Origin of the sequence: Serratia sp. NPDC078593 (assembly GCF_050268245.1) — a bacterium.
Lineage (GTDB): Bacteria > Pseudomonadota > Gammaproteobacteria > Enterobacterales > Enterobacteriaceae > JBNNGK01.
Genome location: NZ_JBNNGK010000032.1, coordinates 1 through 13809, shown reverse-complemented (window position 1 = coordinate 13809; position 13809 = coordinate 1). Strand labels below are relative to the sequence as shown.

General features: G+C 50.8%; 13 protein-coding genes and 1 other RNA gene. 9 read left to right on the top strand and 5 right to left on the bottom strand.

Translation table 11 applies throughout. The features are described 5' to 3' along the window. Window positions 1-102: 102 nt before the first annotated feature. The 4 genes from ACQKDS_RS19735 to ACQKDS_RS19720 are packed head-to-tail and all read left to right on the top strand — an operon-like array spanning window position 103 to window position 4001. Window positions 103-780 carry a YqcI/YcgG family protein gene (locus ACQKDS_RS19735; RefSeq protein WP_399673881.1) on the top strand — a complete coding sequence of 226 codons (678 nt, stop codon included), beginning with the start codon at window positions 103-105 and terminating at the stop codon, window positions 778-780. Continuing rightward, window positions 773-1672 carry a DMT family transporter gene (locus ACQKDS_RS19730; protein ID WP_399673879.1) on the top strand — a complete coding sequence of 300 codons (900 nt, stop codon included), beginning with the start codon at window positions 773-775 and terminating at the stop codon, window positions 1670-1672. Before ACQKDS_RS19735 ends, ACQKDS_RS19730 begins: the two co-directional genes overlap by 8 nt. Before the next feature lie 36 nt (window positions 1673-1708). Next, window positions 1709-2689, top strand: a complete 981-nt coding sequence (gene cysK / locus ACQKDS_RS19725) for a cysteine synthase A (protein ID WP_399673877.1) — start codon at window positions 1709-1711, stop codon at window positions 2687-2689. Between the two features lie 52 nt (window positions 2690-2741). After that, window positions 2742-4001 (top strand): Zn-dependent hydrolase, encoded by a 1260-nt coding sequence (locus tag ACQKDS_RS19720; RefSeq protein WP_399673875.1) that lies wholly within the window; start codon window positions 2742-2744, stop codon window positions 3999-4001. 215 nt (window positions 4002-4216) lie between these two features. Here the strand turns inward: ACQKDS_RS19720 and rnpB are convergent. Both rnpB and rsmI read right to left on the bottom strand, forming a co-directional pair. Beyond that, window positions 4217-4594: RNase P RNA component class A (gene rnpB, locus ACQKDS_RS19715), an RNA gene on the bottom strand. A 180-nt stretch (window positions 4595-4774) separates the two neighbouring features. Beyond that, window positions 4775-5638 carry a 16S rRNA (cytidine(1402)-2'-O)-methyltransferase gene (rsmI, locus tag ACQKDS_RS19710; RefSeq protein WP_399673873.1) on the bottom strand — a complete coding sequence of 288 codons (864 nt, stop codon included), beginning with the start codon at window positions 5636-5638 and terminating at the stop codon, window positions 4775-4777. Window positions 5639-5700: 62 nt separating this feature from the next. Here rsmI and ACQKDS_RS19705 point away from each other — a divergent pair, with 62 nt between their 5' ends. The 4 genes from ACQKDS_RS19705 to dolP are packed head-to-tail and all read left to right on the top strand — an operon-like array spanning window position 5701 to window position 9306. Beyond that, the gene (locus ACQKDS_RS19705; RefSeq protein WP_399673871.1) at window positions 5701-7713 is read left to right on the top strand and encodes a penicillin-binding protein activator; all 2013 of its coding nucleotides are present in this window, start codon (window positions 5701-5703) and stop codon (window positions 7711-7713) included. After that, window positions 7671-8063 (top strand): YraN family protein, encoded by a 393-nt coding sequence (locus ACQKDS_RS19700; RefSeq protein WP_399673869.1) that lies wholly within the window; start codon window positions 7671-7673, stop codon window positions 8061-8063. Before ACQKDS_RS19705 ends, ACQKDS_RS19700 begins: the two co-directional genes overlap by 43 nt. Before the next feature lie 45 nt (window positions 8064-8108). Continuing rightward, on the top strand, window positions 8109-8699 hold the full coding sequence (gene diaA, locus ACQKDS_RS19695; RefSeq protein ID WP_399673868.1) for a DnaA initiator-associating protein DiaA: 591 nt from the start codon (window positions 8109-8111) through the stop codon (window positions 8697-8699). 31 nt (window positions 8700-8730) lie between these two features. After that, window positions 8731-9306, top strand: a complete 576-nt coding sequence (gene dolP, locus ACQKDS_RS19690) for a division/outer membrane stress-associated lipid-binding lipoprotein (RefSeq protein WP_399673866.1) — start codon at window positions 8731-8733, stop codon at window positions 9304-9306. A 57-nt stretch (window positions 9307-9363) separates the two neighbouring features. Here the strand turns inward: dolP and mtgA are convergent, their stop codons facing one another. The 3 genes from mtgA to arcB form a co-directional block, all read right to left on the bottom strand. Next, entirely contained in the window at window positions 9364-10101 is a 738-nt protein-coding gene (gene mtgA / locus ACQKDS_RS19685) for a monofunctional biosynthetic peptidoglycan transglycosylase (RefSeq protein ID WP_399673864.1), read from the bottom strand. Beyond that, window positions 10098-10751: an isoprenoid biosynthesis glyoxalase ElbB gene (gene elbB, locus ACQKDS_RS19680; protein WP_399673862.1), complete on the bottom strand. Its 654-nt coding sequence runs from the start codon at window positions 10749-10751 to the stop codon at window positions 10098-10100. Before elbB ends, mtgA begins: the two co-directional genes overlap by 4 nt. Window positions 10752-10987: 236 nt before the next feature. Further along, window positions 10988-13327 carry an aerobic respiration two-component sensor histidine kinase ArcB gene (arcB, locus tag ACQKDS_RS19675; protein WP_399673860.1) on the bottom strand — a complete coding sequence of 780 codons (2340 nt, stop codon included), beginning with the start codon at window positions 13325-13327 and terminating at the stop codon, window positions 10988-10990. Between the two features lie 173 nt (window positions 13328-13500). Between arcB and ACQKDS_RS19670 the strand changes: the two genes are divergently transcribed. After that, window positions 13501-13656, top strand: a complete 156-nt coding sequence (locus tag ACQKDS_RS19670; protein WP_399673858.1) for an IS3 family transposase — start codon at window positions 13501-13503, stop codon at window positions 13654-13656. Window positions 13657-13809 lie beyond the last annotated feature (153 nt).

Here is a 13809-nt window from a genome sequence, read left to right as displayed (position 1 = left end):
CCCATCAATATAATGGTGGTTTGACGCCGAATGAATCAGAAAGATTGTTCTGGAAAAACTCTAAAACCGTGGCTAGTTTTTGTTGACCACTACAGTTTAAAAATGAATGATACCGCATTTCCTTGCCTTTTTAGTAAAAGAGCATGGGGAGCTAAAACCATTAGAGTGATATTTTGTGATAGGCGCAAGGATGGGGATTTCTCTGATTTTTTACAAGGAATAATACAGTATAGTCACTTCATACATTCTACTCCGTTAAATAAACGGATTTTTGCTCCTTTGGTGGTGTTTTTTTCTCAAGACTTTAACACTAATAAATCTCAGCATGAGACTGGCTGGGAGGCACTAAAGTGGATTCACGCGCATGACATTCATCCCTGGCCAAGTCATATTGCCACGGATCCAGGATCTGCCGATTGGACTTTCTGTTTTAATAACATTCAATTCTTCATCAATATGAGTACGAAGGATCATAAAGTTCTGCGTAACAGAAACCTTGGTATGCATTTAACTTTTGTCATTAACGCACGTGAAAATTTTGATGCGGTGGCAAATGGGAAAACAAAAGGAGGAAGGCAAATCCGAGAACACATCAGGGAGCGTGTCAAAATCTATAACGATGGTGCATTTCCGCAGGAACTCGGATTCTATGGCGAGGAAGACAATCTCGAATGGAAGCAATACCAGCTTGCCGAAGAGGGCGTTGCCAGACCCCATCAATGTCCGTTCAGTTCTAAACATAAATTAAATAGTAGTGATGAAGGAAGTAAAGGTGAGTAAATCAGAAGATAAAAGCGGTGTAATCCAACTGTTTTTCGCCATGATCATTATGGGGACGGTCGGCTTATTTGTTATTGAGTCTGGTCAGAGTGCTTATAATGTTGTTTTCTACCGTTGTCTACTGGGCGCATTTTTCTTGGTTGTTTACTGTCTCTACAGCGGAAAATTTAAAGGATTAGAACTTAGCGCAAAAAGCGTCCTGATCATTGTACTTAGCGGCATATTCTTGGTCTTTAACTGGGTAATGCTCTTTGAGTCATTTAAGACAGCGTCAATTTCCACCTCTACGGTGATTTATCATGCTCAACCTTTCTTCTTTATGCTGATTTGGGCTGCGCTTTATCGGGAGCGTGTTTCAGCAAATAAAATAGGTTGGATGGTCATATCTTTTGTCGGAGTGGCTTTTGTCGCCAATATAGATACCAATGAGTTTTCTCTTTCATCATCGTACATTATAGGTGTTATTCTTGCTTTATCGGCGGCGGTATTCTGGGCAATTTCAGCCGTAATCGTTAAAAGCCTTAAGGGTGTTTCGCCATACATTATTACGTTAGTCCAGCTTTGTATTGGTATAGTTGTGTTATACCCACTCAGTGATTTATCAGGTTTTTCTAGTATAACCGTCAAGGAGTGGGGTTGTTTATTTATTTTAGGTGCCGTTCATTCGTGCCTAACCTATATCCTTATGTATTCATCCTATCAAAAACTATCAGCGCCTATCATTGCGGTAATGACGTTTATTTATCCTGCAGTTGCTATTGTTGTTGATTACTATTTCTATAATGTTGCCTTGAGTGCTATTCAACTTATTGGTGTTTTCATGATTATGTTTAGTAGTTATGCAGTAAACCAAAACTTCAGCATTTTTTCCAGAAAGAAAGTGAAGGCTTAATTTATACGCGTAATCCTTTAATTAGAGGAAGTAAACATGTCAATTTACAATAATATATTAGATGTGGTAGGCAGAACGCCCATTGTCAAACTCAATGCAATGGCACCCGATAATGTAGAGATCTATGTAAAAATCGAATCTTTTAATCCCGGAGGTTCCGTTAAAGACCGGCTCGCGCTTTCCGTAATACTCGATGCAGAAAATCGCGGCGAGCTTAAAAAAGGCGACACGATTATCGAGTGTACATCAGGAAATGTAGGCATTGCCTTTGCCATGGTCGCCGCAGCGAAAGGGTATAAATTTATTGCGGTAATGGGCGACGGATACTCCGTAGAACGGCGAAAATTGATCCGTGCTTACGGTGGCGAAGTCATTTTGTTCCCTAGCGAGCAAGGCAGCAGCGGAGGCAACCGAATTGCCGATCAACTTGCTAAGGAAAATGGTTGGTTCAGGCCTCGTCAATTTGATAATCCCGCCAACCCAAGTTACCACCGTATGACGACGGCATCCGAGATCCTGAGTGATTTTGCCGGCAAGCGTCTTGACTATTTTGTCTCTGGATTTGGCACCAGCGGCACGCTAACCGGCATTGGTCAAATGCTTAAAGTGGCGCGCCCTGAAGTAAACATTGTCGTAGCTGAACCAGAGGGCGCAGAGATCTTGGCGAAGAACCAGTGGAAAGTTCATGCGATCCAAGGTTGGACGCCCGACTTTGTACCCAGCTTATTAGACAGTAGTGTCATTGATACATTGATGACGATTGATGAACATTCGGCATTAAATACGGCACGTCTGCTGGCCAGAATGGAAGGTATCTTAGTGGGTATTTCTGCTGGCGCTACGATTGCGACGGCAATAAAGGTTGCACAAACCGCACCTGCGGGGTCTGTCATTCTGGCAATGGCGCCAGATACTGGAGAAAGATATTTATCGACCGAATTGTTCAATGAATTGGGTGATGAAGAAACCGATGCGGGTATCAGTGTTTGGCGTGAGAACCCTGTCACTGCCGTCTAACTCGCCAGACCGCGCCTTCAAATATCATTACCCATAAAGGTCTAAGAATAAAATGAGCAATGAAATCATAAATATAAACAACCATTCTATTGCAATTAACACCCAACGTCTCTGGGATTCAATCATGGAGATGGCAAAAATAGGGCCGGGTATCGCCGGCGGCTCTAATCGGCAAGCCTTAACCGATGAGGATAGTGAAGGACGGCATCTGTTTTGCAAATGGTGTGAAGAGGCGGGGATGTCCATTAGCATCGATCAGATGGGCACCATTTTCGCCACCAGAGAAGGCACCGAACCCGACGCGCATCAGGTGTGTATTGGTTCGCATTTAGATACGCAACCCACTGGGGGGAAATATGACGGGGTTCTGGGGGTGCTTTCCGCCTTAGAAGTTGTTCGAACGTTGAATGAGCAGGATATTCAAACTAAGCGATCCATTGTTATTACCAACTGGACCAATGAGGAAGGCTCGCGCTTTGCGCCTTCGATGCTGGCTTCCGCCGTGTTTGCCGGTGTATACCCGCTTGAATATGCCCATGGCCTTCAAGATCACACAGGGGTGACGATCGCTAGCGAGCTCCAGCGCACCGGCTGGCTCGGTAGCGAACCTGTTGGCTCGAGACATCTACATTCGTATATTGAATATCACATCGAACAAGGCCCTATCTTAGAAGCCGAGCGCAAATCTGTCGGCGTGGTTACACACTGCCAGGGGCAATCGTGGTTGGAAGTCACTCTGACGGGGCGTTCCGCTCACACCGGATCAACACCGATGAACATGCGGATTAACGCCGGTCTGGCGATGGCGAGAATTATCGATGCCGTCGATAATATCGCAATGAAACATCAACCCAACGTCGCAGGATCGGTGGGGCAAGTAAAATTCTATCCTAACTCGCGCAATGCGCTACCCGGTACAGTCATCTTCACTATTGATATTCGGGCGGTGGAGAAATCAAAATTCCACCTGATGTGCGAGCTCATTCAGTCAGAGACCATCAAAATCGCGAAGAGCCATGGTGTTGAGTGCGCGATAGAAAGAATAGGCCATTATGAACCGATTGAGTTTGATAAAAAGGTCACTCAGGTTATTCGACGTGCAGCGCAAGCGTTAGAGTACGATTATATGGATATCACCTCTGGGGCTGGTCATGATGCGACATGGATGGCTGGGGTGGTTCCTACCTCAATGATTTTCTGCCCTTGTGTGGGAGGTATCTCACATCACGAATCAGAAGACATTTCTCCTGAATGGGCGGAAGCCGGAGCCAATGTCTTACTGCATTCGGCATTATCATTGGCAAATGAGTAACGGTTCCCGTACCGGGAGTATCAAAGATACAGCCATGTAAATTGTGCTATTGCCTGTTGTTATGATGTTCTTCTGACATTGAACACAGGAAAGGATCGCTGTACTTGCCACAGAGGAGGATATTTGGAATGGCACAAGTGCTGGTGTGTCTCATCTTGTATCTCACTTTAACGTGAAATGCAGACGGGACACACCAACCCATTGTTTTTGAAGAGGAGTGGAGTTGACCGGTAAGCCGGGTTCTGTCGTGGACAGTCATTCCTCTAGGCCAGCAATCGCTCACTGGCTCAAGCAGCCTACCCGGGTTCAGTACGGGCCGTACCATGTGAACCCCTATTTGGCCTTGCTCCGGGTGGAGTTTACCGTGCCACGGACTGTTGCCAGCCGCGCGGTGCGCTCTTACCGCACCCTTTCACCCTTACCTGATCCCGCTTGCGCGGGCCATCGGCGGTTTGCTCTCTGTTGCACTAGTCGTAGGCTTACGCCTCCCAGGCGTTACCTGGCACCCTGCCCTATGGAGCCCGGACTTTCCTCCCCTCCATCTGTCTCCCCAAAGGGGACGGCAATGAAGCGGCGACTGTCTGGTCAACTCCGGCGCGGATTATACGCCGCAAGCCGCAACAGTGTAAACCTTATTGTATGCGGCCCATCCCTGAACCTCCCCCCTCTGGGGTCGCTGCAAGCAGCGTCCAATCAAATGAGAAATCACATCTCGGTGATTTCCCTACGGGCGGCCGCGTTGCGGCATTCAAATCGGATTCCTGAACGATTTGTCACCCTTCCTGTTGCTCAAGCGCGTATTTATACAACGCATTTTTCTTCACACCGTGGATCTCAGCCGTCAGCGCTGCGGCTTTCTTGAGCGGTAACTCTTTCTGTAATAACGCCAAAGTACGCAACGCGTCCAAGGGCAGCGCATCTTCCTGCGCCTTATGGCCTTCGACGATCAGCACCATCTCCCCCCGGCGGCGCATTTCATCTTCCAGCACCCAAGCCAGTAGTTCCCCTACCGGTGCACCGTGGATCGATTCCCAGGTTTTCGTCAGCTCACGTGCCAGTACCACATAACGCTGCGGCCCCCACACCGTTACCATGTCTTGCAAACTTTCCAGCAGGCGATGGGTAGATTCATAGAAAATCAACGTACGCGGTTCCTCTGCCAGCGCCAGCAGGGTATCCTTACGGCCTTTGGTTTTCGCTGGCAGGAACCCTTCATAGCAGAAGCGGTCCGAAGCCACACCGGCAGCGCATAGCGCAGTGGTGGCGGCACAAGCGCCCGGCAACGGCACCACGCGCACTCCCGCTTCGCGGCAACGGCGCACTAGGTGATAACCAGGATCGTTAATCAGCGGCGTCCCTGCATCGGAAACCAGTGCAATACTCTGGCCTTCCTGCAATTTCGCCAGCAGTTGATCCGCCTTTTGCTGTTCATTATGGTCGTGCAGGGCAAACATCCGCGCGTTAATCGCGAAGTGTTGCAGCAACAACCCGGTATGGCGCGTGTCTTCCGCCGCAATCAGATCAACGCTTTTCAGTACCTCTAACGCACGGTGAGTCATGTCGCCTAAATTACCGATAGGGGTAGGCACCACGTAAAGCGTTGATGCAGAAATGACTGATTGTTGGTGTTGATTCATTGTTTCATCCGGATTGCCGATTTAATATTGAGCATCTTGAAAAAAACATCACTGGATACAGTATGCTTTCCTCAACATTCGTTCGTACCAAAACAGGGCGTTTTATGCCTGTTGTCGTGGCAGCCTTACTTCTTGCTGGTTGTCCGAGCCAGGCCCCGCAGACTCCGCCCGCCAATATCCAGGACGAGGCGAGCGCCAGTTCAGATTACTATCTGCAGCAATGGCAACAGAGCAGCGATGATAACAAGGCTGACTGGCAATTACTTGCTATTCGCGCATTGTTGCGTGAAGGAAAACTGCCGCAAGCCAACCAACAGTTGAGTTCTCTGCCGCAAAACCTCAGCAACGCTCAGCAGTTGGAGCGTCAGTTACTGATAGCCGAGCTGCAAGTTGCCAATAACAATCTCAGCGCGGCACGCAGCACCCTGGGCCAGATCGACAACACTGCCCTATCGCCAAATCAGCGAGTACGCTTCTATCAAGCGCAAATTATCGCGAATCAGGGCAAAGCCTCACTGCCTCTTATCCGCGCCTATATCGCTCAAGAACCACTGCTCGACAATCAGGCGCATCAGGATAACCTGGATAAAACCTGGCGAACGCTCTTGGGCTTAACGCCGAAAGAGCTGAATAACCTGGTGATCAATGCTGATGAAAACGTATTGCAAGGCTGGTTGGATCTGCTGCGGGTGTACCACGAGAACCGCCAAGATCCAGACATGCTGAAAGCGGGCATCAAAGACTGGCAAAATCGTTATCCGCAAAACCCAGCGGCGAACACGCTGCCGAGCCAGTTAAATCAGGCGTTAAACCTCACCCAAGCGTCGACGGCCAAAATCGCCCTGCTGTTACCGCTGAACGGCCAAGCGAAAGTCTTCGCCAACGCAATCCAGCAGGGGTTTGAAGCGGCAAAAAACGGTACGGTAACGAGTGCACCGGTGCAACAACCTACCGCGATGCCAGCCCCCTCGGCGGCAGAGCCACCAGCAACCTCAAGCGATCCTAACGCTAACGGCGCGGTAAGCACCTCGGCGTCAGCGGAACAACCTGAGCAACCCGCAGCACCCATGCCGCAATCTGCGCCAATCCCTGCGTCACCGGTAACCCATGCGCAGATCAAAGTCTATGACTCCTCCAGCCAACCGCTAACAACGTTGCTGGCGCAGGCTCAGCAAGATGGCGCGACGCTGGTGGTCGGCCCATTATTGAAAAATAATGTCGAACAGCTGTCCAGCGCCTCGACAACACTGAATGTTCTGGCGCTTAACCAACCTGAATCGCCGAAAGACAACCCCAATATTTGTTATTTTGCCCTGTCACCGGAGGACGAAGCACGTGATGCTGCTCATCACATCAGAGAGCAGCAGAAACAGCAGCCGCTCCTGCTGGTGCCGCGTGGCTCCTTTGGTGATCGCGTCGCCAAAGCCTTCGCGCAAGAATGGCAAAAACTGGGAGGGGGAACGGTATTGCAACAAGGCATCGGTTCAGCCGGTGAACTGCGCCAGATGGTCAACGCTGGCGGCATCCGCCTGAGCGGAACGCCGGTGGTAACGCATGCGCCAGCCGCGCAATCCGTCACCATTGCGGGTCTGACCATTCCAGCACCGCCAAGCGATGCCCCAACCACAAGCGGCGGCAGAGTGGACGCGGTGTATATTGTCGCGACTCAGTCGCAGCTGACGCTGATCAAACCCATGATCGACATGAACACCAGTTCGCGCAGCAAACCGGCGATGTATGCCAGCTCACGCAGCTATCAGGCGGGTGCCGGCCCCGATTTCCGCTTAGAAATGGAAGGCTTGCAGTTTAGCGATATTCCGCTGCTGGCAGGGGCCAACCCACAACTTATGCAACAGGCGAGCGCTAAATTCCACAACGATTACTCTCTGGTGCGTCTGTATGCCATGGGGATCGATGCCTGGCGATTGGCGAATCACTTCTCTGAAATGCGTCAGTTACCGGGCTTCCAGGTTTCCGGCACCACCGGTATGCTGAGCGCTTCATCCAACTGCGTGATTAACAGGAAGCTACCTTGGCTGCAATACCGTCAAGGGCAGGTCGTTCCGGCCCCCTAAGCCAACGCGCCAAAGGGGCGGGCTATGAATTACAGGCCCGCCACTACTTAGAGCGTGCCGGTTTGATCTTCGTCGCCGCCAATGTTGCGGTGCGCGGTGGTGAGCTCGATCTCATCATGCGTGATGACCAAATCTGGGTGTTCGTTGAAGTGCGCTACCGGCGTAGCGCGGCCTATGGCGATGCCGCCGCCAGTGTGAATTACCGTAAACAACAGCGCCTGCTGCATGCCGCAGCCGTCTGGTTGGCGGCGCGCGGAGCCAGTTTCGATACCTCGCCTTGCCGTTTTGATGTGTTAGCCTTTACCGGTAGCCAGTTAGAATGGGTACCCAACGCCTTCAATGCGGATTAACGTTGCCGGTGCAACCGGCCCTTTGACCTAGTGGATTAATACAACGTGCTGGATAGAATCAAAGCTTGTTTTACCGAAAGTATCCAAACCCAGATTGCGGCGGCGGAAGCCTTGCCAGACGCCATATCCCGCGCCGCGATGACCCTGGTTCAATCACTGTTGAACGGCAATAAAATCCTGTGCTGCGGCAACGGCACCTCGGCGGCGAACGCACAACACTTCGCCGCCAGCATGATCAACCGGTTTGAAACCGAACGCCCAAGCCTACCTGCTATCGCGTTGAATGCCGATAATGTGGTATTAACGGCAATCACCAACGATCGGCTGCATGATGAAGTGTATGCCAAACAAGTACGTGCACTCGGCCATGCTGGCGATGTGCTGCTCGCCATCTCCACCCGTGGCAACAGCCGTGATATTGTTAAAGCGGTTGAAGCTGCGGTAACGCGTGATATGACCATTGTCGCCCTTACCGGTTACGACGGTGGGGAATTGGCCGGTTTACTCGGCCAGCAGGATGTAGAAATCCGAATCCCATCACACCGTAGTTCGCGTATTCAGGAAATGCATATGCTTACAGTCAATTGCCTGTGCGACCTGATTGATAATACGTTATTCCCACATCAGGACGATTAATAGCCTATTGAGATAGGCACGAGGAGTTAAAATGAAGCTTCGTTCCGTTTATGCAGTACTGCTTGGTGCACTGCTGCTACAAGGGTGTGTCCCCGCCGTCGTGGTTGGTAGTGCGGCAGTCGCCACTAAAACGGCGACCGATCCGCGAACTATTGGTACACAGGTAGACGACAGCACCTTGGAAGCTCGCGTTGCAAACGCCTTGAGCAAAGATCAACAACTGAAAAAAGACGCACGCATCGTCGCTACGGCTTATCAGGGCAAAGTGTTGTTGACCGGTCAGTCCCCGAGCACTGAGTTAGCTAGCCGCGCCAAGCAAATTGCTTTAGGCGTTGACGGCGCAGCAGAAGTGTACAGCGAAATCCGTCAGGGGACACCCGTAAGCCTGGGCACCGCGTCAATGGATACGTGGATCACCACCAAAGTACGCTCGCAGATCCTCACCAGCGATTCAGTGAAATCGTCGAACGTGAAGGTGACCACGGAAAATGGGGAAGTGTTCCTGCTCGGTCTGGTAACCGAAAAAGAAGGCAAGTCAGCCGCACAGATCGCTAGCCATATTAGCGGTGTAAAGCATGTGACGACGGCGTTTACCTATCTGAAATAAGCGCTAAGATATCAATTCGATATACGGGGTGAGCATACACATACGCTCACCCCGCCTTCACCGCGAGCCGAGTTCGTTCGCCTTCAAGAAACGCTCACCGCCGAGCTGATCCATTTGCCGTAAGATCCATTGTTGACGCTGAATGACATAGCCAGAAGGTGCGTCCACCTTAAAACGGTGCGGGTTCGGCAGCACCGCCGCTAACAATGCCGCCTCTGAAGCACTGAGCCGTTTGGCGGATTTGTTGAAGTAGCGCTGCGACGCCTGTTCCACCCCAAATACCCCATTCCCTAGCTCAACGATGTTGAGATAGACCGTCAAAATGCGGCGTTTCGTCCACACCAGTTCAATGCCACCGGTCAGCCCGGCTTCCAAACCTTTCCTCAGCCAACTGCGTCCATCCCATAAAAACAGGTTTTTTGCCGTTTGCTGTGTCAACGTTGATGCGCCACGAATACGGCTTGGGCGACGCTCATTGTGATCGAGCGCTTTCTCGATTGCCGCCACGTCAAAACCCCAATGCTGCGGAAATTTCTGATCCTCCGCCGCAATCACTGCCAGTGCCATATTCGGTGATATATCGCGCATCGATACCCAGTCCGAATGGGCGACGTAAGCAAAATCGCCCTTCAACCAGGCACTGATTTGCCGATCGGCCATGACCGCGGAAAACGGCACCGGCAGAAAGGCAAATAACACTATTCCTGCCACCCACAGGCCTATGACCGTCAAGACACCACGTTTAAGCCAACTCCACAGGCGGGAAAAAAGTGATTTACCCGCAGACTTTCTCATTCAACCAGTTCCAGCACCCGTGATACCAACTTATCGATACCGCTAGCCGCTTCCCCAATGGATTGCGCGAGCATGTAAGCTGGCGTAGTCACAACCTTATTCTCGATATCGACCACGATATCATCCACCGGGCAAATCACCGGCTCCCCCCCCATGGCATCAATCACCTCACCCAAGTCAGGATCGTTACCAATGGTCAGCCGCACCGGATGCTCAAACAGCTTCGGGAGCAGCGCTGGGGAAATACACATAAAACCAATTGGTTTATTTGCCTTATGCATTTGCTTTGTTAGATTCACCAAGTCAATATCAACCACACACTCAGCGCCCTGCGTAGCAAAGTCGCTGAGGTTCTTAGCTGCACCAAATCCGCCCGGAACGATCAACGCATCTAGCTGGCTGGCATCGGCGCTGGAAAGCGGTTGAATCTTGCCACGGGCGATACGTGCCGACTCAATCAATACATTGCGTTGCTCGGCCATTTCTTCACCAGATAGATGATTAATTACATGAAGTTGGCGCTTATCCGGTGCAAAGCAAACGGCTTGCACACCCGCACGATCCAACGCCAGCAATGTCAGCACCGCTTCATGGATCTCCGCACCATCGAAAACCCCGCAGCCGCTTAGCACTACTCCAACCTGTTTCATCACCTTTCTCCTCTTCCTAACTGTCAACGTGTTCGTGCTCTGAGTTGACAAACACTAATCTACATCACACATTTTAATGAATCTTCTAACAAGAACGCTTACATTTGCTATGTTGTTGGCTGTATGATGTAGAGGAATTTTTGAAAACCTGCTCGACTAGAACATTAAAACCAATACGCAGGTCACGATTTCCCTGGTGTTGGCGCAATATTCGCGCACCCCGGCCTAGGTCGGGGTCATTTTTTTTCAGCGTTCTCAACCCACGCTCGCAGTACTGCCACATCGTTAGGCCACTCTTGTTTTAGTTCATCAACCCAATCTTGTACGTTATCCCACCAAGCGGGCAACGTTGGCGTCTGAATCTGCTGAGCCAACTGCTGCAGATGGCGTAAGCCTACCGAACCTGCGGCACCTTTAATCTTGTGTCCTTCTTCAGTAATGCCTTTCTGATCGCGCGCGGTCATATTGGACTCCAACAGCGCCAGATAACCCGGCATCATTTGTTCGAACATTTCCAGGCTTTGATGAATCAGCTGCGGTCCTACTAAATCCATGTACTGTTCCAACATCGTGGTATCCAGTAACGATTCATTAATCTGCATCACTTTGTGCTCCATTTTTTTGCTGGCGTGTGAAGGTTGATGATCCCAGTAGTGCTTAATCATCTTGGTCAAGGCTGGCACTGAGAGGGGTTTACTCAGTACATCGTCCATGCCTGCGTCGAGATACTCTTTTTTGTCTTTCAACACGTTGGCGGTTAAGGCGATCAGCGGTGGCAGGGCCTGCTCGCGATAGCGTTCACGCAGTTCACGTGCAATGTCTAATCCGGTCATGTCGGGTAGTTGAATATCCAGCAGCACCAGATCAAACTCATCAGGATCGAACATCGTCAGTGCATCGTGGCCGTTCATTGCCACTTCCACACTGTTGCCCAGTTTTTCTAGCACCGAACGTGCCACAATCACATTAAGCTCGATATCTTCCACCAGCAGGATATGCAACGCGGGCAACGGCGCGTCTTCCTCCGCTTGCTCGGCGACAAGGTCTTCTTCCACCACTGGCGCCTTAATGGTCAACCGGAAGCACGATCCCTGCCCTGGCTGGCTATCGACGGTAATATCGCCGCCCATGCTCTGTGCCAGCCGTTTGGATACCGCCAAGCCGATACCAGTGCCGGTGGCCGGGCGCCCTCCCCGCTGGTCTTTCACCTGATAATACATGGCAAAGATTTTATCCAGCTCATCCTGCGGGATCCCCATGCCGGAGTCTTCCACTTCAAATACCAGTTTATCCTGCTCTTCACGGTTTACACGCACCACAATCTGCCCTGCCTGGGTAAACTTCACCGCATTGCCGATCAGGTTCCACAGAATTTGGCGCAGTCGCGTACCGTCGGTAATCACCTTCTGCGGCAAGGGTTGCTGTGGCGCCATCACGAACTGTAAGTTTTTAGGTTGGACTAACAGGCCGGAGAGGTTTTCCAAGTCCGCCAGAAAACCGGTGAAATCGATCGGTTGGTTGTCGAGTTGCACTTTACGGCGTTCGAGCTTATCCATCTCGATAATATCGTTGAAGATATTCCCCAAAGTGATCGCGCTGACGTGAATGGTTTTCAGATAGTTGAGTTGTTCATCATTGAGTTCGGTGTCAAGCAGAATGCGGCTTAGGCCGACAATGCCATTAAGCGGCGTACGCAGCTCGTGGCTGATCGTTGAAATAAAGGTCGTCTTCTCCCTACTGGCATTCTCTAACGCGTCCTGATAGCGCTTACGCTCGGTTATATCGCGGCCAAAGCCCATGAGCCCATGACGCTTGCCGACACGATCGTAAAACGGCACTTTCCGCAGTTCAAAACACGCTTTACGGCCATCGGGATACACCAGCCATTGCTCGTAAGTCAGCGAAACGTTGTGGCGGAAGACTTTCTCATCGGTTTCAATCACTTTATCGGCGATGTCTTTTTCATACACATCATAGGGGGTTAAGCCGATCAGCTGCTTCTCACTTTTGCCAGTCAGTAACTCCATTGCGCGGTTACAGCCGGAAAACTCTTTGTCTTCGTTGCGGTAATACACCAAGTCTGGCGACGCATCGAGGAAGGAGCGTAGCAACGCTGACTGCTGGCCTAGCTCAATCTGCGCCAGCTCACGCTGCTCCATCTCTTCTTTGAGCTTCTCCATCACCTGCAAGCGTTCTTCTTCCGCTTTGATACGATCGGCAATTTCCTGATTAAGTTGGCTGATGTTATCTTTCAGTTGCCGATTCAATTGCAGATCGCGGTGACGCATCTCCTCCAGCTTGTCCACTAGCCGCGCCAGCCGTTGACGTGATGCTTCCAATTGCTCGACCACCACTGACAAAAAATACACCGCCCAAGGGGTGATCAGTAGACCGAAGAAGATCGAGCGCACCACATCAATGCTCTCCACTTCTCCGCGCAATAGCATGGTGACCGCCATCTGCACCACCATCGCCAGCACCACCAGCGCAGAGGCCAACAATAGCGAAAAACGCACTAGCCCCAGCTTCACCATTAAATCAACGTAGTATTGCGCTAACACCCGGATTTGCTTCATGAACTGCTCCCACCAAACATAGGAGATAAATCATACCGCAAATCTTCGCACAGCAGAGCATACGTCGACGGAAGTGTGGAAAAACCAGCAAATCCGCGTGAAATAGCTTACTGCGGCATATAGACATATTACTGCTTCGGCAGCATTCTGAAAAATATAAGCGCGACACCCAGATGGTCCGGGAGATAAAACAGGTTTACGAAGAAAATTACAGTGTCTACGATACCCGAAAAATCTGGCGCCAATTGATCCGTAAGGGCTTCAGCATTGCCCGAAGCACAGTTGAAGGCCTGATGAAGATCATTGACCTTTCGAGGCGTGTGCCATAACAAGATTGTAAGGACAACAATCAGTCGAAAAACAGCAACAGAGGCCGATCGGGTAAACTGATCTTACCCAGCAATAGTGGACACGGCGCTAAGTGAGTAAACTCTTAACCAGAGGTAGCTCACATGACAAAATCAGCATCAAGCAAAAAGCAG